The 19,196-nt window shown below is 72.3% G+C and carries 15 protein-coding genes and 1 pseudogene; 8 read left to right on the top strand and 8 right to left on the bottom strand.

From position 1 onward, the window contains the following. The first annotated feature begins 223 nt into the window (after nucleotides 1-223). The 3 genes from ABEB09_RS09175 to ABEB09_RS09165 all read left to right on the top strand — a co-directional run bounded on the left by ABEB09_RS09175 (nucleotide 224) and on the right by ABEB09_RS09165 (nucleotide 2,808). Nucleotides 224-892: a DUF6230 family protein gene (locus ABEB09_RS09175; protein WP_345688937.1), complete on the top strand. Its 669-nt coding sequence runs from the start codon at nucleotides 224-226 to the stop codon at nucleotides 890-892. A gap of 94 nt (nucleotides 893-986) precedes the next feature. Continuing rightward, a complete protein-coding gene (locus tag ABEB09_RS09170; RefSeq protein WP_345688935.1) occupies nucleotides 987-1,520 on the top strand; it encodes a DUF6114 domain-containing protein in 534 nt (177 codons plus the stop codon). Next, entirely contained in the window at nucleotides 1,510-2,808 is a 1,299-nt protein-coding gene (locus ABEB09_RS09165) for a hypothetical protein (RefSeq protein WP_345688933.1), read from the top strand. Before ABEB09_RS09170 ends, ABEB09_RS09165 begins: the two co-directional genes overlap by 11 nt. 87 nt (nucleotides 2,809-2,895) lie before the next feature. On the opposite strand, the gene pyk is transcribed toward ABEB09_RS09165, so the two are convergent. From pyk to pta, 3 genes are all read right to left on the bottom strand, one after another. Next, on the bottom strand, nucleotides 2,896-4,332 hold the full coding sequence (pyk, locus tag ABEB09_RS09160) for a pyruvate kinase (RefSeq protein ID WP_345688931.1): 1,437 nt from the start codon (nucleotides 4,330-4,332) through the stop codon (nucleotides 2,896-2,898). 125 nt (nucleotides 4,333-4,457) lie between these two features. After that, complete coding sequence (locus tag ABEB09_RS09155; RefSeq protein ID WP_345688929.1) at nucleotides 4,458-5,708, bottom strand: acetate kinase; 1,251 nt, start codon at nucleotides 5,706-5,708, stop codon at nucleotides 4,458-4,460. After that, nucleotides 5,705-7,819 (bottom strand): phosphate acetyltransferase, encoded by a 2,115-nt coding sequence (pta, locus tag ABEB09_RS09150; RefSeq protein WP_345688927.1) that lies wholly within the window; start codon nucleotides 7,817-7,819, stop codon nucleotides 5,705-5,707. Before pta ends, ABEB09_RS09155 begins: the two co-directional genes overlap by 4 nt. A gap of 306 nt (nucleotides 7,820-8,125) precedes the next feature. Between pta and ABEB09_RS09145 the strand changes: the two genes are divergently transcribed. Continuing rightward, nucleotides 8,126-9,151: an ATP-dependent 6-phosphofructokinase gene (locus ABEB09_RS09145; RefSeq protein WP_345688925.1), complete on the top strand. Its 1,026-nt coding sequence runs from the start codon at nucleotides 8,126-8,128 to the stop codon at nucleotides 9,149-9,151. A 118-nt stretch (nucleotides 9,152-9,269) separates the two neighbouring features. Further along, nucleotides 9,270-9,833 carry an RICIN domain-containing protein gene (locus ABEB09_RS09140; RefSeq protein ID WP_345688923.1) on the top strand — a complete coding sequence of 188 codons (564 nt, stop codon included), beginning with the start codon at nucleotides 9,270-9,272 and terminating at the stop codon, nucleotides 9,831-9,833. A gap of 27 nt (nucleotides 9,834-9,860) precedes the next feature. Here ABEB09_RS09140 and ABEB09_RS09135 read toward each other — a convergent pair whose 3' ends face one another. The 3 genes and pseudogenes from ABEB09_RS09135 to ABEB09_RS09125 form a co-directional block, all read right to left on the bottom strand. Beyond that, entirely contained in the window at nucleotides 9,861-10,472 is a 612-nt protein-coding gene (locus tag ABEB09_RS09135; protein ID WP_345693883.1) for a helix-turn-helix domain-containing protein, read from the bottom strand. Between the two features lie 222 nt (nucleotides 10,473-10,694). Next, nucleotides 10,695-11,381: a response regulator gene (locus ABEB09_RS09130; protein ID WP_345688921.1), complete on the bottom strand. Its 687-nt coding sequence runs from the start codon at nucleotides 11,379-11,381 to the stop codon at nucleotides 10,695-10,697. Between the two features lie 53 nt (nucleotides 11,382-11,434). Continuing rightward, nucleotides 11,435-13,060 (bottom strand): annotated as a pseudogene (locus ABEB09_RS09125) (sensor histidine kinase). Nucleotides 13,061-13,185: 125 nt separating this feature from the next. Here ABEB09_RS09125 and ABEB09_RS09120 point away from each other — a divergent pair. Further along, nucleotides 13,186-14,532: a cation:dicarboxylate symporter family transporter gene (locus tag ABEB09_RS09120; protein ID WP_345688919.1), complete on the top strand. Its 1,347-nt coding sequence runs from the start codon at nucleotides 13,186-13,188 to the stop codon at nucleotides 14,530-14,532. A gap of 180 nt (nucleotides 14,533-14,712) precedes the next feature. Continuing rightward, nucleotides 14,713-15,951, top strand: coding sequence for a YncE family protein (locus tag ABEB09_RS09115; protein ID WP_345688917.1), 1,239 nt, complete (start codon nucleotides 14,713-14,715; stop codon nucleotides 15,949-15,951). Here ABEB09_RS09115 and ABEB09_RS09110 read toward each other — a convergent pair. Together ABEB09_RS09110 and ABEB09_RS09105 are read right to left on the bottom strand one after the other, a co-directional pair. Then, complete coding sequence (locus ABEB09_RS09110; protein WP_345688915.1) at nucleotides 15,876-16,601, bottom strand: hypothetical protein; 726 nt, start codon at nucleotides 16,599-16,601, stop codon at nucleotides 15,876-15,878. The two genes, ABEB09_RS09115 and ABEB09_RS09110, sit on opposite strands and share 76 nt — an antisense overlap. Nucleotide 16,602: 1 nt before the next feature. Next, complete coding sequence (locus ABEB09_RS09105) at nucleotides 16,603-17,211, bottom strand: TetR/AcrR family transcriptional regulator (RefSeq protein WP_345688913.1); 609 nt, start codon at nucleotides 17,209-17,211, stop codon at nucleotides 16,603-16,605. A gap of 102 nt (nucleotides 17,212-17,313) precedes the next feature. Between ABEB09_RS09105 and ABEB09_RS09100 the strand changes: the two genes are divergently transcribed. Next, entirely contained in the window at nucleotides 17,314-19,020 is a 1,707-nt protein-coding gene (locus ABEB09_RS09100) for an MFS transporter (protein ID WP_345693882.1), read from the top strand. The last annotated feature ends 176 nt before the right edge of the window (nucleotides 19,021-19,196 follow it).

The raw sequence follows: 19,196 nt of genomic DNA, 5'->3' as shown, positions 1-19,196 counted from the left end.
CAGGGGGGTTCCTGCCCCATCCGGCAGGGCCTGTCCAAACAGGCCGCGTGGGCACCCGTTCCGTGCGGCCGGTGGTTGTCGCTCGGGGGTGATCGCCGGTGATTCGGACGCGGCTCGCGCCTGATCTGCGGGCGCTCCCCTTCCCGAGGACGTAGCACTTCTCCCATCCCAGGACAGGCCCCTGGGCCCGTTCCGGAGATGTACGTCCGAGAAGGAGGAATCTATGAAGTCCCAGGTTCGCGGTGGGACCAGATGGAAGCGGTTCGCCGTCGTCATGGTGCCCAGCGTGGCCGCGACGGCCGCGATAGGCGTCGGTCTCGCGCAGGGCGCGCTGGCCGCGTCGTTCGCCGTGTCCGGCCAGGAGTTCAAGGTCACCGCGGCGCACCTCGAAGGTGACGGCTTCGCCCAGTACGGCGGCGTCGACATGGGGTACGCCAACATCAAGGAAGGCGACCAGGTCGTTCCGCGTCCGGTCGCCATCTCGACGTTCAAGCACGCCGAGATCACCAAGATGTGCCAGTCGGTCGTCACGCCCGACGTGCCGCTCTTCGGCAAGATCACGCTGAAGCTGACCGCCGGTCCGGACAAGGACCACAAGGTCGTCGCTGACAACCTGTACCTCGACGTGACCGACCTCGACGCCAACGCCGAGTTCACGAACATCGACATCGGCATGGCGGCCAAGGACACCAGCCAGGGCGGCAAGTACGCCAAGGGCCCGGTCGTCAAGGACAAGAACATCAACCAGAACGGCTTCGCCCAGCAGGCGGAGAAGGCCGTCCTCACCGACGTGAAGCAGAAGGCGTGGGCGACCACCGCCGGCACCTTCAAGCTCAGCGGTCTGAGCATGCGTCTGCACAAGGGCGACGGCCCGGCCGTCGAGTGCTACTGACCGGTGAACCGTGCGGGTGGGCGGGGACGCCCCGAGCGGCCACGCCCACCCGTCTCCCTCTTCGTACAGCAAAGCCAGTTCCAGGGAGCTTTCCATGAGCGCCGAGTCACCGGAGCAGAACGAGCACTACCTTCGCGTCTTCAAGAGGCGGTTCCGTGACTGGCGGGGTAGCCGGCCCTTCTGGGCGGGACTGTTCACCCTGCTGGGCGGAATCCCCATCGCCTACTTCCCGTACGCGACCCTCCAGCTCGGGCAGATGACCCTCTCGATGGCGACCACCGCGGGCGCCGGGTCGCTGATCATCGGCGTCCTGCTGGTCACCCTGGGGCTGACCATGTGGTTCCAGCAGGCCGTACGCATCTTCGCGGGCGTCGCCTCGATCCTGCTCGCCCTGGTGTCCATCCCGGTCGCGAACCTGGGCGGCTTCGTCATCGGCTTCCTGCTGGCCCTGGTCGGCGGCGCCCTCTCCATCTCCTGGGCGCCGGGCGAGCCGCAGGGCGACGAGCCCGAGGAGCGCGCGGAGGCCACGGTCCCCCAGCAGAGGGCCGAGCCGGCCGAGGACTTCGGCCCCATGTACGACACCGGAACGACTGTCGACGCCAACGGCGGGAGGAACAGTGCGGGGTGACGAAACGCAGCCGACTGCGGCCGGGGGTGAGGTCGAGCCCGGCCGGCCGAGGAAGGGGCCGCGCCACGCGGCTCCCCGCAAGTCGCTGCTGACCAAGCTCCAGGCACCGGCGGGCAAGGCCCTCGCCCTGGCCGCCATGCCCACGGCCGTGCTCGTCGGCATGAGCCTCACGCCCCGGCCCGCCATCGCCGACGAGAAGGACATCCCGTTCGCGCCGGGCCCGTGCGTGACCCAGTCCGACGAGCCCGCCCAGTCGGCGGAGCCGACCCCGTCGGCCTCCGAGTCGGCGTCGGCCTCGCCGTCCGCGACGCCGTCGCCCACGCCGTCCCCGAGCGCGTCGCAGACCGCGGAGCCCACACCGTCCGCGTCCCCGTCCGCGTCCCCGTCGGCGAGCGCGACCACCGCGCCGAAGACCGGCACGGCACCCGCCCCCGCCACGACGCCCACCCCCACGCCCACGGGGACGCGCAACCCGCTGGACCCGCTGGGCGTCGGCGACGCCATCAAGGGCGTACTGGACGGCCTGACCGGCCAACAGCCGACGCAGGCCCCGGCGCCCTCCACGAGCGCCCCGGCCCCGGACGCGCCGACCACGGCCCCGACCACCGCGCCCACCACGGCCCCGACGGTGAAGCCGACGGCCGGGTCCGGCGCCGGGCAGGCGGACGAGAAGCTCGACGAGACCAAGGAAGCGATCAAGGACGCCGCCGAACGGGCGGGCGCCGAGGTCGAGGAGCTGCCCGAGGACGTCAAGGGACTCGACCCCAAGAAGGACGAGGACATCCCCGACGGCGCGAAGCCCCGCTTCCCGTGCCCCACCGCCGACCCGGAGGCCCTCGCGGCCGCGGAGCTGGAGCCGGGCATCCCGCTGCTCCCGGACGAGCCGTGGCGGCTGGAGAGCACCCTGCTCACCCTGCGCGGCCTGAAGTACCACGGCATCGTCGAGGTGCAGACCGGCAGTGGCAAGATCAAGAAGGTGCTGAAGTTCACCGCGAGCGAGGTCGACATCAAGGACCTGCACCAGCTCACGGTCCACAGTGAGGGCCGCACCGGCCATGTGACGTCCCGTCCGGGGTCCACCTCGACGATGCGGAACGGCACGGTGACGATGTACACGGAGGAGCTGAAGGGCAACCTCTTCGGCATCATCCCGATCACCTTCAGCCCGCAGACGCCGCCCCCGCTGGACGTGCCCTTCGCGTTCTTCACCAACGCCAAGGTCACCCAGGCGGGCCAGTTCGGCGGCACCCTCACGGTCCCGGGCCTGCACAACTTCATCGAGGGCTGACGCCGCGGCGCGACACCCGCACGAAACGGAGGGCGGCACCCCGGATCCGTACGGACCGGGGTGCCGCCCTCGTCGTACGAGCCGGCGTCAGGCCTGGGTGGCCGCGGCGCCGCCCAGGTGGTGGACGCGGACCATGTTGGTCGTGCCCGGGACGCCGGGGGGCGAGCCGGCGGTGATGACCATCAGGTCGCCGGCGTTGTAGCGCTGGAGCTTCAGCAGCTCGGCGTCGACCAGGTCGACCATCGCGTCGGTGTTGTCCACGTGCGGGACGACGAACGACTCGACGCCCCAGCTGAGCGTGAGCTGGTTGCGGGTCGCCACGTCCGTGGTGAAGGCCAGGATCGGCTGCTCCGCCCGGTAGCGGCACAGCCGGCGGGCCGTGTCGCCGGACTTGGTGAAGGCGATCAGTGCCTTGCCGTTCAGGAAGTCCGCGATCTCGCAGGCCGCGCGGGCGACCGAGCCGCCCTGCGTACGCGGCTTCTTGCCGGGGACCAGCGGCTGGAGGCCCTTGGCGAGCAGCTCCTCCTCCGCCGCGGCGACGATCTTCGACATGGTCTTGACCGTCTCGATCGGGTACGCGCCGACCGACGACTCGGCGGAGAGCATGACCGCGTCGGCGCCGTCGAGGATGGCGTTGGCGACGTCGGAGGCCTCGGCGCGGGTCGGGCGCGAGTTGGTGATCATCGACTCCATCATCTGGGTCGCCACGATCACCGGCTTGGCGTTGCGGCGGCAGAGCTCGATGAGCCGCTTCTGCACCATCGGGACCTTCTCGAGCGGGTACTCGACGGCCAGGTCGCCACGCGCCACCATCACACCGTCGAACGCCATCACGACGTCCTGCATGTTGGCGACCGCCTGCGGCTTCTCCACCTTGGCGATGACCGGGACCCGGCGGCCCACCTCGTCCATCACCTTGTGGACGTCCTTGACGTCGTTGGCGTCCCGCACGAAGGACAGCGCGACCATGTCGCAGCCCATCCGCAGGGCGAAGCGCAGGTCCTCGACGTCCTTCTCGGACAGGGCGGGGACGTTGACCGCCGCGCCCGGCAGGTTGATGCCCTTGTGGTCGGAGATGACCCCGCCCTCGATGACGATGGACTTGACCCGGGGGCCGTCCACCTCCAGGACCTTCAGCTCGACGTTGCCGTCGTTGATGAGGATCTGGTCGCCCTTGGCGACATCGCCCGGCAGGCCCTTGTACGTGGTGCCGCAGATCGACTTGTCGCCCGGGACGTCCTCGGTGGTGATGGTGAACTCGTCGCCGCGGACCAGCTCGACCGGGCCCTCGGCGAACGTCTCCAGACGGATCTTCGGACCCTGGAGGTCGGCCAGCACGCCCACCGCGTGGCCGGTGTCCCCGGCCGCCTTGCGGAGGCGGTGGTACCGCTCCTCGTGCTCAGCGTGGGTTCCGTGGCTCATGTTGAAACGGGCCACGTTCATGCCGGCCTCGATGAGCGCTTTCAGCTGCTCGTAGGAGTCGACGGCGGGGCCCAGTGTGCAGACGATTTTGGAACGGCGCATAAGGCGGATCCTATCGGTTTGTTTCAGTGCGGAATATTCCGTCTGGTGGAATGTACAAATGGGCGGGGGGTCGCTCAGTCGAGTTCCACTCGGGGCCGGTGGAATTCCGGTGAAATACGGAGTATTCAGTTGGTGACCAGTGAGTAGGTCTGCCGTGCGATCTCCAGTTCCTCGTCCGTCGGGACCACCGCCACCGCCACGCGCGCACCCTCGGGCGAGATCAGCCGCGGCTCACCGGACCGTACGGCGTTGCGCCCGGCGTCCACCGCCAGGCCAAGACCCTCCAGCCCCGCCACAGCAGCTTCCCGCACCGGGGCCGCGTTCTCACCCACACCCGCCGTGAACGCCACCGCGTCCACCCGCCCGAGCACCGCGTAGTACGCACCGATGTACTTCTTCAGCCGGTGGATGTAAATGTCGAAGGCCAGCCGCGCCCGCTCGTCGCCCTCGTCGATCCGCCGGCGGATCTCCCGCATGTCGTTGTCGCCGCACAGGCCGACCAGACCGCTCTTCTTGTTCAGCAGCGCGTCGATCTCGTCCACCGACATTCCGGCCACCCGCTTGAGGTGGAACGTCACCGCCGGGTCGATGTCGCCGGAGCGGGTGCCCATCACCAGGCCCTCCAGCGGCGTCAGGCCCATCGACGTGTCCACGCACCGCCCGCCGGCCACCGCCGACGCGGACGCCCCGTTGCCCAGGTGCAGCACGATCACGTTCACCTCGGACGGGTCCTTGCCCAGCAGCCGCGCCGTCTCGCGCGAGACGTACGCGTGCGACGTGCCGTGGAAGCCGTACCGGCGGATCCGGTGCGCGTCCGCGGTCTCCGTGTCGATCGCGTACCGGGCCGCGTACTCCGGCATCGTCGTGTGGAACGCCGTGTCGAACACCGCCACCTGCGGCAGGTCCGGGCGCAGCGCCTGCGCCGTGCGGATACCGGTGATGTTCGCCGGGTTGTGCAGCGGGGCCACCGGCACCAGCCGCTCCACCTCCGCCAGCACCTCGTCGGTGATCACCGTGGGCGCGGAGAACCTGAGCCCGCCGTGCACCACCCGGTGGCCGATGGCGGCCAGCTCCGGCGAGTCCAGGCCGAGCCCGTCCGCGGCCAGCTCCTCCGCGACCGCCTTCAGGGCCGCCGCGTGATCGGCGATCGGGCCCGTGCGCTCCCGCTTCTCGCCGCCGGCCGCGAGCGGCGTGTGGACCAGGCGCGAGGTCGCCTCGCCGATCCGCTCCACGAGCCCGACCGCCAGGCGTGAGCCGTCGGCCATGTCGAGGAGCTGGTACTTCACCGACGACGAGCCGGAGTTGAGGACGAGGACGCGGGTGGCGCTGGTCACGGGTGCGGTGCTTTCTGTGCGAGGGGAGGGTGAGCCGGTCATGCGGTGGGGGAAGGGGCGGCCTGCGCCTGGGCGGAGGGGGTGGGAACGGCCTGCGCCTGGATGGCGGTGATCGCCACCGTGTTCACGATGTCGCTGACGAGCGCGCCGCGCGACAGGTCGTTCACCGGCTTGCGCAGGCCCTGGAGCACCGGCCCGACGGCCACGGCGCCGGCCGAGCGCTGCACGGCCTTGTACGTGTTGTTGCCGGTGTTCAGGTCCGGGAAGATCAGGACCGTCGCCCGGCCCGCCACCTCCGAGTCCGGCAGCTTCGTCGCCGCGACGGACGGCTCCACCGCCGCGTCGTACTGGATCGGGCCCTCGATCCGCAGGTCCGGGTGCGACGCGCGCACCAGCTTCGTCGCCTCGCGCACCTTGTCGACGTCCGCGCCGGACCCCGACGTGCCGGTCGAGTACGACAGCATCGCGATCCGCGGCTCGACGCCGAAGCGGGCCGCGGTGGCCGCCGATTGCACCGCGATGTCCGCCAGCTGCTCCGCGTCGGGGTCCGGGTTCACCGCGCAGTCGCCGTACACCAGTACCTCGTCGGCGAGGCACATGAAGAACACGGAGGAGACGATCGACGCCTCCGGCTTCGTCTTGATGATCTCGAACGCCGGGCGGATCGTCGCGGCCGTCGAGTGGACCGAGCCCGACACCATGCCGTCCGCCAGGCCCTCCTCGACCATCAGCGTGCCGAAGTAGTTCACGTCCGACACCACGTCGTACGCCAGCTCCACCGAGACGCCCTTGTGCGCGCGCAGCGCCGCGTACCGCTCCGCGAACCGCTGCCGCAGCTCGGACGTGGCCGGGTCGATCAGCTGCGCGCCCGACAGGTCGATGCTCAGGTCGGCGGCCCGCTTGCGGATGACCTCGGGGTCGCCCAGCAGCGTCAGGTCGCACACGTCGCGGCGGATGAGGACGTCGGCGGCCCGCAGCACCCGCTCCTCGGCACCCTCCGGCAGGACGACCCGGCGGCGGTCGGCCCGCGCCTGCTCCAGCAGCTCGTGCTCGAACATCATCGGCGTGACCCGGCTGCTGCGGGCCACGGAGATCCGCTTCAGCAGGTCGGCGGTGTCCACGTGGCGCTCGAACAGTCCGAGCGCGGTCTCCGCCTTGCGCGGGGTCGCCGCGTTCATCTTCCCCTCCAGCGCGAACAGCTCCTGCGCGGTCGGGAAGCTGGTGCCGCTCACCGCGATCACCGGGGTGCCGGGCGCCAGCCGGGCGGCCAGCGTGAGGATCTCCTGGCTCGGCTGCTCGTTCAGCGTCAGCAGCACACCCGCGATGGGCGGCGTACCGGCCGAGTGCGCGGCCAGGGCGCCCACCACCAGGTCGGCGCGGTCGCCGGGGGTGACCACCAGGCAGCCCGGGGTCAGGGCGTTGAGGAAGTTCGGCAGCATGGCGCCGCCGAACACGAAGTCCAGGGCGTCCCGGGCCAGGCCCGAGTCGTCGCCCAGCACGACCCGGGCGCCGAGCGCCTGGGTGATCTGCGCGACGGTCGGCGCGGCCAGGGCCGGCTCGTCGGGGAGCACGTAGCAGGGCACGGGGAGGCGGGCCGCCAGCCGCTCGGCTATCGCCTCACGGTCCTCCGGCGCGACCCGGTTGGCGACCATCGCCAGCACGTCGCAGCCCAGGGCCTCGTACGCCCGGTACGCGTTGCGCGTCTCCGCCCGCACCGACTCCGCGGGCCGGCCCTTGCCGCCCACGACCGGGATCACGGACGCGCCGAACTCGTTGGCCAGACGCGCGTTGAGCGCCAGTTCGTCCGGCAGCTGCGTGGCGGCGAAGTCCGTGCCGAGCACCAGTACGACCTCGTAGTCCCGCGCCACCGCGTGGAACCGCTCCACCAGTACGGACACCAGCGCGTCCGTGCCCTGCTCGGCCTGGAGCGCGGCCGCCTCCAGGTAGTGCATGCCGTAGACGGTCGCCGGGTCCTGCGACAGCCGGTACCGGGCGCGCAGCAGGTCGAAGAGACGGTCGGGGCCGTCGTGCATCAGCGGGCGGAAGACCCCCACCCGGTCCACCTGGCGGGTGAGGAGTTCCATGACTCCCAGCTCCACGACCTGGCGGCCGTCCCCGCGGTCGATCCCGGTCACGTACACGCTGCGCGCCACGCCCTGCTCTCCTGCCTGTCAAACGAGTCTTCGTCCCGGTCGCCGTACCGCACCCGACGGCGTACCGCACCTGGCCGCCGTACTCCACGTCGGCGAAAAAACACCCCACGGGTGGCGGTCATACCCCCTTGACAATACCTCCGTGAGTGGGTAGAGCGCTTGCCGGGTGTTCGTACGGGGAACACCAGGACGAGCGGCCGGTCACGGGTCCTTCGGACGAGTGGCCGACAGCGCGGCGCTCCGGCCCTCCGTGGGACAATCCGGGAAGGCTCACCCGTACGACTACTGAGCAGGAGACAGAGCACGATGCGCATCGGAGTTCTCACCGCAGGCGGCGACTGCCCCGGCCTGAACGCAGTGATCCGGTCGGTCGTGCACCGTGCGCTCGCCGGCCACGGCGACGAAGTCATCGGCTTCGAGGACGGCTTCAAGGGCCTCCTCGACGGCCACTACCGGCCCCTCGACCTCAACGCGGTCAGCGGCATCCTCGCCCGTGGCGGCACCATCCTCGGCTCCGCCCGCCTGGAGCGCTCCCGGCTGCGCGAAGCGGCCGAGAACTGCGGCGAGTTGCAGCGGCGGTACGGGATCGACGTCCTCATCCCCATCGGCGGCGAGGGCACGCTGACCGCCGCGCGCATGCTGTCCGACGCCGGGATGCCCGTCGTGGGCGTCCCGAAGACCATCGACAACGACATCTCCGCCACCGACCGCACCTTCGGCTTCGACACGGCCGTCATGGTGGCCACGGAGGCCATAGACCGTCTCAAGACCACCGCCGAGTCCCACCAGCGGGTCATGGTCGTCGAGGTGATGGGCCGTCACGCCGGCTGGATCGCCCTGGAGTCCGGCATGGCCGGCGGCGCCCACGGCATCTGCCTGCCCGAGCGGCCCTTCCAGGTGGACGACCTGGTCAAGATGGTCGAGGAGCGCTTCGCGCGCGGCAAGAAGTTCGCGGTGGTCTGCGTCGCCGAGGGCGCGCACCCCGCCGAGGGCTCGATGGAGTACCGCAAGGGCGAGATCGACCAGTACGGTCACGAGCGCTTCCAGGGCATCGGCAACCGGCTCGCCAAGGAGCTGGAGAAGCGGCTCGGCAAGGAGGCCCGCCCGGTCATCCTCGGCCATGTGCAGCGCGGCGGCACGCCCACGGCGTACGACCGCGTCCTGGCCACCCGGTTCGGCTGGCACGCGGTGGAGGCCGCGCACCGGGGCGACTTCGGCAAGATGACCGCGCTGCGCGGCACGACGATCACGATGGCGCCGCTCGCGGACGCGACGACCCGGCTCAAGACCGTGCCGGAGGACCGGATGCTGGAGGCGGAGTCGGTCTTCTGAGCCTCTGGGGCGGACCGCCGCGCCTCCGGGCGCGGCCGGATCCGGTCTTGAGCGCTCGCCCCGGGGCGACCAGGCTGGCGGCTGTCGTGGACACGGCCGAGGTGCGGGGTGAGCGCGGATGCGGGACGAGGGGCCGGCGCGGCGGATCGTGCCGCTCCTCGCGGGCGCCACGCTCGTGGTGGCTCTGACCACCGTGGTGACGTTCCTGTCGGGCACCGACGAGGCCGCGCACCGGGACGTCGCCCCGCCGGTCCCCGGCGCGGTGCGGGTCCGGGCCGTCCACTCGGGGCTGTGCCTCGACGAGCGGCCCGCAGCGGACGGCGGCGGCGTCCGGCAGGCGCCCTGCGCGGCGGCGGAGGCGCCCCGGTACGCGCTGGAGCCGCTGCCCGGTGGCTTCTGGCAGATCGTGGCCGGCCACCCCGAGAACGGCGGCCGCTGCCTGGGCGTCGACGCCCGGGAGGACGGCGCCCCGCTCGTGGGCGCCGCCTGTGGCCCGCGTGCGCTGCGCGAGGCGTTCCGGATCGAGTCGCTGGGCCGCCCGGTGCGCGGCCATCTGATCCGGGTGGCCGACTCGGGGCTGTGCGTCACGGTGCGGGACGCCTCCCGCGACTCCGGTGCGCCCGTCGTCCAGCAGCCCTGCGCGCGCGACGGGACGGGCCAGCTGTTCGGCTTCGACCGCTGACCGCGCCCGTCCCCGCGCGGACACGGCCTACAGCCTCGCCAGCGCCCAGAAGTGGTCGACGATCCGGTCCAGGTACTCGCGCCCGGCCTCCCCGCCGCTGCCGCCCGTCTCCCCCCAGCTGAACGTGGCGACCATGCGGGCCTGGTAGTCCGCGTGCAGCTGCTGGAGCACGTCCTCCAGGTGGTCCCGCCGCATCGGCAGCAGCTTCGCCGCCGCCCGTACGTACGCCTGCCAGCGCGTCGTCGCCGCGTCCCGCAGCACCTCGGCCAGCTCGGCGTCCTTGCCGGTCGCCGCGAGCAGCTCGCGCGGGCCGAGGCCCAGCGCCTCGGCGAGCGCGGCGGTCTGGCGTTCGTTGCCCCGCCAGCGGCCGGACTCCTCCATCTTCAGGTACGCCTTGGCGTCGACGCCGATCCGGCGGGCCAGGTCCTCCGGGGCGAGCCCCACGGCCAGCCGGTGTTCGCGCAGCGTCGTGGCGGCCGACAGCAGCTCGCCCGGGGAGCACCAGAGGACGCCGGCGAGGGCGGTCAGCTCACGGGTGTCGGGCCTGGCGTGTCCGCGTTCCCACGCGACGACGGTCTCGGGCGGAACGTTCAGGCCGTACTGCGCGCGCAGGCCGTACGCGACGTGGCCGGGTTGCATACCCAGGCCCTCGCGCAGCCGACGCGCGGCCAGGGCGTTGAACGGGGGAGTCGGGGAGGACAGGGGAGACGGGTGCACGCGCACAAGCTAGGTGCGCAGGGTTACAGATGGCTACGGTGCGTTCAACCAACGCCGAATGTTGGAGGAACGTCCAGATCGCCCCTACTCATAGGTAATTAAAGAATATGTCAGTGGAATGGATCCGGATCAAGGCCGAGGGCCTCAGCGGCTGCCGCTGATCCAGCGGTACTGCAGCTCCGGACGCCCGATCTGGCCGTACTGCGGGCTGCGCTCGGCCCGCCCCGCCGTCACCAGGTGCTCCAGATAGCGCCGGGCGGTGATCCGCGAGATGCCCACCGCCGCACCCGCCTCCGCGGCGGTCAGCCCGCCCGCCGCCTCCCGCAGGGTGCGGGTGACCGCGGTCAGCGTCGGCCCGCTGAGCCCCTTGGGCAGCGCGGCCGGCTGCGGCGAGCGCAGGGCGCTCAGCGCCCGGTCGACCTCGTCCTGGCCGGACGCCTCGCCCTCCGCCGCCCGGAACTCCGCGTACCGGGTCAGCCGGTCCCGCAGCGTGGCGAAGGTGAACGGCTTCAGCACGTACTGCACGACGCCCAGCGACACGCCCTCCCGCACGATCGCCAGATCGCGCGCCGACGTCACCGCGATCACATCGGCGGAGTGCCCCGCGGCCCGCAGCGAGCGCAGCAGCTGCAGCCCGTGCCCGTCCGGCAGGTACAGGTCGAGCAGGATCAGGTCGACCGGCGTCCGCTCCAGTGTCCGCACAGCCGCGGTCCGCGAGTGGACGACGCCGACGACCCGGAAGCCGGGCACCCGGCCCGTGTACAGCGCGTGCGCGTCCGCAGCGACCGGGTCGTCCTCGACGACCAGCACCCTGATGGGCTCACCGCCCATGACGCCGCCTCCCGTACCCCCGCCTCCCGTACCCATGACGCCGCCTCCCGCGCTCATGACGCCACCGGCCGCACCGTCAGCGGCAGCCGTACGGTGAACTCCGCGCCGCCCTCCGGCCCGCGGCCCAGCTCCACGGTCCCGCGCCCCCGGTGGGCCGCCTGGCGCACGAGGGCGAGCCCGATGCCGCGCCCGTCGCCGCGCGTGGACCAGCCGCGCCGGAACACCGCCTCGGAGTCGTCCGGCGGCACGCCGGGCCCGCTGTCGGCCACCCGCAGCAGCAGTTCGCCGCCGTCGGCGCGGGCCGTCACCGTGACCCGGGCGTCCGCCGAGCCCTGCGCCGCCTCCAGGGCGTTGTCGATGAGGTTGCCCAGGATCGTCACCAGGTCGCGCGGGGGCAGCGTACGCGGCAGGACCCCGTCGTCGATATGGCTGTCCCCGGTCAGCAGCAGCTCCACGCCCCGCTCGCTCGCCTGCGCCGACTTGCCCAGCAGCAGCGCCGCGAGCACCGGCTCGCCGACCGCGTCCACCACCCGGTCGGTCAGCTCCTGCGCCAGCTCCAGCTCGGCCGTCGCGAAGTCCACGGCCTCCTGCGCACGGCCCAGTTCGATCAGCGACACCACCGTGTGCAGCCGGTTCGCCGCCTCGTGCGCCTGCGCGCGCAGCGCCTGGGTGAAGCCGCGCTCCGAGTCCAGCTCGCCGGAGAGCGCCTGGAGTTCGGTGTGGTCCCGCAGCGTGACCACCGTGCCGCGCCGCTCGCCGCCGACCACCGGGCGGGTGGACACCACCAGCACCCGGTCGGCCGTCAGGTGCAGCTCGTCCTCCCGTGGCTCGGACGACAGCAGCGCCCCGGTCAGCGACGGCGGCAGGCCCAGCTCGGCCACCCGGGCGCCCACCGCGTCCGTGCCCAGGCCCAGCAGCTCCCGGCCCCGTCGTTGATCAGCGCGATCCGCCGCTGCCCGTCCAGCATCACCAGGCCCTCGCGCACGGCGTGCAGCGCGGCCTCGTGGTAGTCGTGCAGCCGGCTCAGCTCGCCGCGTTCATCCCGTGCGTATGGCGCCGCAGCCGGGCGTTGATGACGTACGTGCCGAGGCCGCCGAGCGCCAGTGCGGCGCCCGCGACCCACAGCAGCGCCGTGACCTGGCGGCGCATCTGCTCGCTGATCCGGTCGATGGTGATGCCGGCGCTGACCAGGGCGACCACCCGGTCCCCTTCGAGCACCGGGGCCACGGTCCGCACCGACGGGCCGAGCGTCCCGCGGTACGTCTCCGAGTACGTCTCGCCGCGCAGCGCCACGTCGATGTGGCCGAGATACGTCTGTCCGATCCGGCCCGGCTCGGGGTGCGTCCAGCGGGTGCCGTCCGGCGCCATGATCACGACGAAGGTCACGCCGTGGTCGCCGGTCAGGGCCTGCGCGTAGGGCTGGAGCGCGGCGGTGGGGTCGGCGGAGCGGACGGCGGCGGCGACCGACGGGGAGCGGGCGACGGCGGTCGCGGTCGCCGTCGCCTGGCGGCGGGCGGTCTCCTCCGCCTGGGAGCGGTCGGTGACGTACGCGAAGAGGGCGCACCCGGCCACGATCGCCGCCACGAGCACGACCTGCATCGCGAAGAGCTGGCCGGCGAGGCTGCGGGAAAGGCCCGGAACCGGGGAGTCCGGGGTATCCGGGGGCGGGGTGTGCGCATGCGGTAAGTCTGCCTGTCCGAAAACGTGTGAACGAAACGTACGCAACGGTGACCGGTGTCACAAGCGTGATGGATAGTCGCGGGGATCCACCGGGACGTGGACGGAACTCGACGAGGAGGATCCCGTGGCCGCACGACGGGAACGCACCCACTATCTCTATCTGGCCGTCATCGCGGCGGTCGTACTCGGCATCGCCGTCGGCTTCGCCGCGCCCGACGTCGCCAAGGAGCTGAAGCCGCTCGGCACCGGATTCGTCGCCCTGATCAAGATGATGATCTCGCCGGTCATCTTCTGCACGATCGTGCTGGGCGTCGGTTCCGTGCGCAAGGCCGCCAAGGTGGGCGCGGTCGGCGGTCTCGCCCTGGCCTACTTCATGGTCATGTCGACCATCGCGCTCGGCATCGGCCTGCTCGTCGGCAACGTGCTGGAGCCGGGCTCCGGGCTGCACATCACCGACGCGACGCGCGAGGCGGGCGCCCAGCAGGCCGAGGGCGCGAGCGAGTCGACCGTGGACTTCCTCCTCGGGGTCATCCCCAAGACCCTCGTCTCGGCGTTCACCGAGGGCGAGGTCCTCCAGACGCTGCTGGTCGCGCTGCTCGCGGGCTTCGCGCTGCAGGCCATGGGCCGCACCGGCGAGCCGGTGCTCCGGGGCATCGAGCACATCCAGCGGCTGGTCTTCCGCATCCTGGCGATGATCATGTGGGCCGCGCCGGTCGGCGCGTTCGGCGCGATCGCGGCCGTGGTCGGCTCCACCGGTGTGGACGCGCTGAAGTCCCTCGCCGTCATCATGATCGGCTTCTACGTCACCTGCGCGCTGTTCGTCTTCCTGGTGCTGGGCACGCTGCTGCGGGTGGTCGCCGGAGTCAACGTGCTGTCGCTGTTCAAGTACCTGGGCCGCGAGTTCCTGCTGATCCTGTCCACCTCGTCGTCGGAGTCGGCGCTGCCGCGGCTCATCGCGAAGATGGAGCACCTGGGCGTCAGCAAGCCCGTCGTCGGCATCACCGTGCCGACCGGCTACTCCTTCAACCTGGACGGCACCGCCATCTACCTGACGATGGCCTCGCTCTTCGTCGCCGAGGCGATGGGCCAGCCGCTGGCGATCGGCGAGCAGATCTCGCTCCTCGTCTTCATGATCATCGCCTCGAAGGGCGCGGCCGGTGTCACCGGCGCCGGCCTGGCCACGCTGGCCGGCGGCCTCCAGTCGCACAAGCCCGCGCTGCTCGACGGCGTCGGCCTGATCGTCGGCATCGACCGCTTCATGAGCGAGGCGCGCGCCCTGACGAACTTCGCGGGCAACGCGGTCGCCACGGTCCTCATCGGTACGTGGACCAAGGAGATCGACAAGGCGCGGGTGTCCGAGGTGCTGGCCGGCCGGGCGCCGTTCGACGAGACGACCCTCGTCGACGACCACGCCCCGGCGCGGCCGCAGGAGCAGGAGCCGGCCGAGGCGGCGGAGCCCGCCAAGGTCTGACGGACGACCACCCGCGAGGGGTGCCGGGCGGGGAGCCGCGCGGGAACCGGGCCGAGGCCTGGTTCCCGCGCGGTTCCCGTTCGGCGTACCGCCGGTAACATGCGAGGGGCATGGCATGTGCATGCCTTCCATTGCCGTCGACCGCCGTCATCCGCCGCACTCGTGCGAAGGGACCCCCCCATGTCACGTATGGCCCGTCCGCTGTCCGTGCTCGCCCTCTCCCTCGCCCTCACCCTCCCGGCCCTCTCCGCCGCCGGCCCCGCGTCCGCCGGTGAGCCCGAGGCGCCCGCGGCGGCGGACTCCGCCGCCCTGCGGGACGTCGTGCTCGTCGGCAACAGCGCCGACGGCACGGTGAGCTTCCTCGACGCCCGCACCTACCAGACCCTCGGCACGCTCGACGTCGTCCCCGACCTCGACGAGATCCTGGCCGGCATGGACCCGATCCGCAGGGCCGCGTACGAGGTGGTCAAGCAGCAGGCGGGCGGCGACAAGTTCGTCGACGACGCCCACCTGTCGCCCGACGGCCGCACCCTGTACGTCTCGCGCGGCAACCTCGGCGACGCCGCCGCGTACGACGTCGCGACCGGCCGCCAGCTGTGGCGCACGCACCTCGACGGGTTCAAGGCCGACCACGCGGCGCTCTCCGCGGACGGCTCCACGTTCGTCGTCTCGGCCATCACGGCCGCCAAGGCGCAGACACTCGACACGGCCACGGGCCGGATCACGGGCGAGTTCCCGACCGGCACCTACCCGCACGAGAACATCTACTCCGCCGACGGCTCCCTCATCTACAACATGTCCATCGGCGTCACGTCCCTCCCCAAGGCCCTCGACTTCCTCAAGGGCACCAAGCAGGTCACCGTCGCCGACGCCCGCACGCTGAAGGTGGTCCGGAAGTACACCTTCGACAAGGGCGTCCGCCCCGCCGTGATCACCCCGGACGGGAAGACGATGTACGCCCAGCTGTCCTATCTGAACGGCTTCATCGAGTACGACCTGGAGGCCGGGCGCACCGTACGGACCGTCGAGATGCCCTTCAGCGCGGCGGGCGCCGCGCTCAAGCCCGACGACTACCCGCAGAACTCCGCGCACCACGGCATGGCCATGAACGGCGACCGGGACAAGCTGTGCATGGCCGGGACCATCGACGACTACACCGCCGTGGTCTCCCGCCCCGGCCTGACCACCGACGGCTTCGTCCACTACCCGCAGGGCTCCCTGCCCTACTGGACGGTGACCGGACCCGGCGGCACGCACTGCTGGATCACCCTCTCCAACCGCGACGAGGTGTCCGTCGTCGACTACCGCACGGCCCGGGAGGTCGCCCGCGTCAAGGTCGGCGACTACCCGCAGCGCGAACGCGCGGGCCGCGTCGCCACAACGGCCCTACCGGGCCTGGCGGCCCGCCAGGCGCGGTAGTCCCGCCAGCCCACGGGGGCGTCGCCGACGGCGGCGATGGTCGGGTGGCGTACGGCCTCCAGCCAGGGGTGGCCGAGGAGTTCGGCGATCAGCTCCGGCGAGCCGAACACCTCGGTCGCCGACAGGTCCCAGTCCGTCAGCACGTACCAGGCACGTCCGTCCGGCCACCATTGGGCCGGGAAGTGGTACGGCGCGTGGCCCGGGTCCTCGCAGAGGTCGTGGTGGGCGAGCGCCTCGTCCAGCCGCCCGAGCCGGGCGGTGACCGGCTCGCCCACGTCCTCGATCCAGGCCTGCACCCAGAAGCAGGGGGTGGCGGCACCCTGGGGGCTGTGCCGCGCCAGAACGTCCACCAGGTGGCGCAGGGTCTCACGGTCGGGCGTGCCCATCTCGGGCCAGGTGAAACCGGTGGGCCGGTCCGGCAGTTCGCTCAGGATGCGGTACGAGAGGTTGTGCCCCCAGTCCGCCGGCGTCCGGCCGTACGGGGCCAGCAGCTCGCTCCACCGCACGCGCGTGCCGTGCGCGTCGTGGGCGGCGTGGAGCAGCCAGCAGTGGTCCGGGAAGCCGGACGGTTCGTGGCCGGTGACCGCCTCGTCGGCTTCCAGGCAGGCGCGCAAGCCGCCGAGCGGGTCGTCGGCGGGGAGGATCCGCACGTCAGGTCCCGGACCGGGCGGTCGTCACGATGTGTTCCGCCTCGTCCGGGGTGACCCCCGCCGAGATCAGGATGGTGAGCGCGGCCGTGGGGCCCGCCTCCTCGGGGGTGAGGGCGCCCGCGTTGACGGCCTCCATCAGGCCGAACAGCACCTGCTCGTGCACGTACGCCAGCGCGGCCGGCGCCACGGGCGAGCGGAAGACGCCCTCCTCCTGGCCGTGCCGCAGCAGTTCCGTGCACGCGGCGCGCACCGGGGCCAGTCGGTCGCGGATGCCCTCCATGGTGACGCTGCGCTGGGCCAGCGAGACCAGCAGCCGGTAGCGGTCGGCGATCTCCCACACCGCGAGGGCCGCGCGGGCCACCGCCTCCGCCGGGTCCTTCGCCGCCGCCCGCCCCGCCGCGTGGGCGTCCGTCACCGACGCGACCGCCTGGTCCACCAGGGCGGCGATCAGCGCGTCACGGCTGGGGAAGTGGCCGTACACCGTCCTGCGGACGACCCCCGCCGCGCGGGCGATCTGGTCCATGGACGCGTCGGGGTCGCGCAGCAGTTCGGCGAGGGCGACCTGTTCGATGCGGCGCCGGTTGGCGTCCGCCCTTCCGGTAGATGTCACGGCCTCATTTTGCACAGGCCTGTGCAGTCACGTAAATTGCACACCGCTGTGTAATTGCACAGACCTGTGCAAGACCGTGGAAGCGAAAGGGTGGACCAGGCGATGCGCCTCGTCATGACCGAGCCGGTCGACACCATGGACCGGCCCTACGCCAGGCGCTGGTGGGCACTGCTCGTGCTCTGCCTCAGCCTGCTGATCATCGTGATGGCCAACACCGCCCTCACCGTCGCCGCGCCCGACATGACCCGGGACCTCGGCCTCACCAGCGCCGACCTCCAGTGGGTCATCGACGGCTACACCGTCCCGTACGCGGCGCTGATGCTGCTCCTCGGCGCGGTCGGCGACAAGTACAGCCGCCGCGGCGCCCTCCTCCTCGGGCTCGTCGTCTTCGGCGCCGGATCCGTCGCCGGCTCGCTCGTCGACAGCGCGGGCGGCGTCATCGCGGCCCGCGCCGTCATGGGCGTCGGCGCCGCCATGATCATGCCGGCGACGCTGTCGCTGCTCGCGGCCACGTTCCCGCGCGCCGAACGCGCCCGCGCCATCCTGCTGTGGACCGCCACCGCCGGCGTCGCCATCGCGGCCGGCCCGCTCGTCGCCGGCGCGCTGCTGGAGAGCCACGGCTGGGCCGCCACCTTCCTGATCAACGTCCCGGTCGCCGCACTCGCGATCCTCGGCGCCCTCTCCCTCGTACCGCCCTCCAAGGCCACCGCGTGGGGCCGCATCGACTACGTCGGCGGACTGCTGTCCGTCCTGTGGACCGGCGCCCTCGTCTACATGATCATCCAGGGCCCGCACTTCGGCTGGGACGCCAAGGCGCTGGCCGCCGCGGCCGTCGCCGCCGCGGGGCTGGCCGCCTTCGTGCTGTGGGAGCTGCGCCACCCGCGGCCCGTGCTGGACGTGCGCCGCTTCCTGGACCGCGGCTTCGCCGGCTCCAACCTCGCGGTCGCGCTCTTCTTCCTCGCCGTCTTCGGCGCCTTCTACTACCTGACGCAGCACCTGCAGTTCGTCCTCGGCCACACCCCGCTGGAGACCGGAATCCGCATGCTGCCGCTCGCCGGCGCCGTCTTCGCCGGGTCGGCCCTGACCGGGTTCCTCACGCCGCGCCTCGGCATGAGGGTCACCGTCACCGCCGGCATGGCCGCCGGCACCGCCGCCCTGGCGCTGCTCACCCGCGTCGACGCCGGCTCCGGGTACGGCGACCTCGTCGCCCCGCTCGTCGTCCTCGGCCTCGCGATAGGCCTGGCCCTGTCGCCCTGCACCGACGCCATCATGGGCGCCTTCCCCGAGTCGCAGCTCGGCGTCGGCGGCGCCGTCAACGACACGTCGCTGGAGCTGGGCGGCTCGCTCGGCATCGCGATCCTGGGCTCCGTGCTGGCCGGTTCGTACGGGACGAACCTCGCCGACCGGGCCGCCGGGTCCGCCCTGCCGGCCGAGGCGCTGGACGCGGCGCGGGACTCCGTCGGCGCCGGGTACGCCGTGGCGGGCGGCATCGCCGAGCAGGGGCGCGCCCTGCTGGACGCCCAGCCGGAGACGGCTTCCCGACTCCTGCGGGGCGCGGGTCAGTTGTCCGACGCGGTCGGCGCCGCGTTCGCCGATGCGGTGGCCCACACGAGCCTGATCGGCGCGACGATCCTGGGCGCCGGCACGCTCCTGGTGGCCGCGCTGCTGCCGGGGCGACGGCGGTCCGCTCCCCTCCCGGCAGCGACCCCCCCGGGAACGGGAACCGGAACGGGTCTGAGTGGCCCCACCCACCTCCACTGGGGTGAGCGGCCCACGGGCGGACGGACCCACCCACTTCTACTGGGGTGAGCGGCCCACGGGCGGACGGACCCACCCACTTCTACTGGGGTGAGCGGCCCACGGGCGGACGGACCCACCCACCTCCACTGGGGTGAGCGGCCCACGGGCGGACGGACCCACCCACCTCCACTGGGGTGAGCGGCCCACGGGCGGACGGATCCACCCACCTCCACTGGGGTGAGCGG

The sequence above is a fragment of the Streptomyces coeruleoprunus genome (assembly GCF_039542925.1).
Lineage (GTDB): Bacteria > Actinomycetota > Actinomycetes > Streptomycetales > Streptomycetaceae > Streptomyces > Streptomyces coeruleoprunus.
The sequence above is the reverse complement of the archived record's forward strand: the minus strand, read 5'-3'. Positions and strand labels throughout refer to the sequence as shown.

Bases quoted from the DNA above. Each gene is read 5' to 3' on its own strand.
- ABEB09_RS09135 (WP_345693883.1), bottom strand. From the start codon at position 10,472: ATGCAACCCGGCCACGTCGCGTACGGCCTGCGCGCGCAGTACGGCCTG.
- ABEB09_RS09170 (WP_345688935.1), top strand. From the start codon at position 987: ATGAGCGCCGAGTCACCGGAGCAGAACGAGCACTACCTTCGCGTCTTC.
- ABEB09_RS09155 (WP_345688929.1), bottom strand. From the start codon at position 5,708: ATGACCGGCTCACCCTCCCCTCGCACAGAAAGCACCGCACCCGTGACC.
- ABEB09_RS09145 (WP_345688925.1), top strand. From the start codon at position 8,126: ATGCGCATCGGAGTTCTCACCGCAGGCGGCGACTGCCCCGGCCTGAAC.
- ABEB09_RS09100 (WP_345693882.1), top strand. From the start codon at position 17,314: ATGCGCCTCGTCATGACCGAGCCGGTCGACACCATGGACCGGCCCTAC.
- ABEB09_RS09175 (WP_345688937.1), top strand. From the start codon at position 224: ATGAAGTCCCAGGTTCGCGGTGGGACCAGATGGAAGCGGTTCGCCGTC.
- pyk (WP_345688931.1), bottom strand. From the start codon at position 4,332: ATGCGCCGTTCCAAAATCGTCTGCACACTGGGCCCCGCCGTCGACTCC.
- ABEB09_RS09130 (WP_345688921.1), bottom strand. From the start codon at position 11,381: ATGGGCGGTGAGCCCATCAGGGTGCTGGTCGTCGAGGACGACCCGGTC.
- ABEB09_RS09140 (WP_345688923.1), top strand. From the start codon at position 9,270: ATGCGGGACGAGGGGCCGGCGCGGCGGATCGTGCCGCTCCTCGCGGGC.
- ABEB09_RS09115 (WP_345688917.1), top strand. From the start codon at position 14,713: ATGTCACGTATGGCCCGTCCGCTGTCCGTGCTCGCCCTCTCCCTCGCC.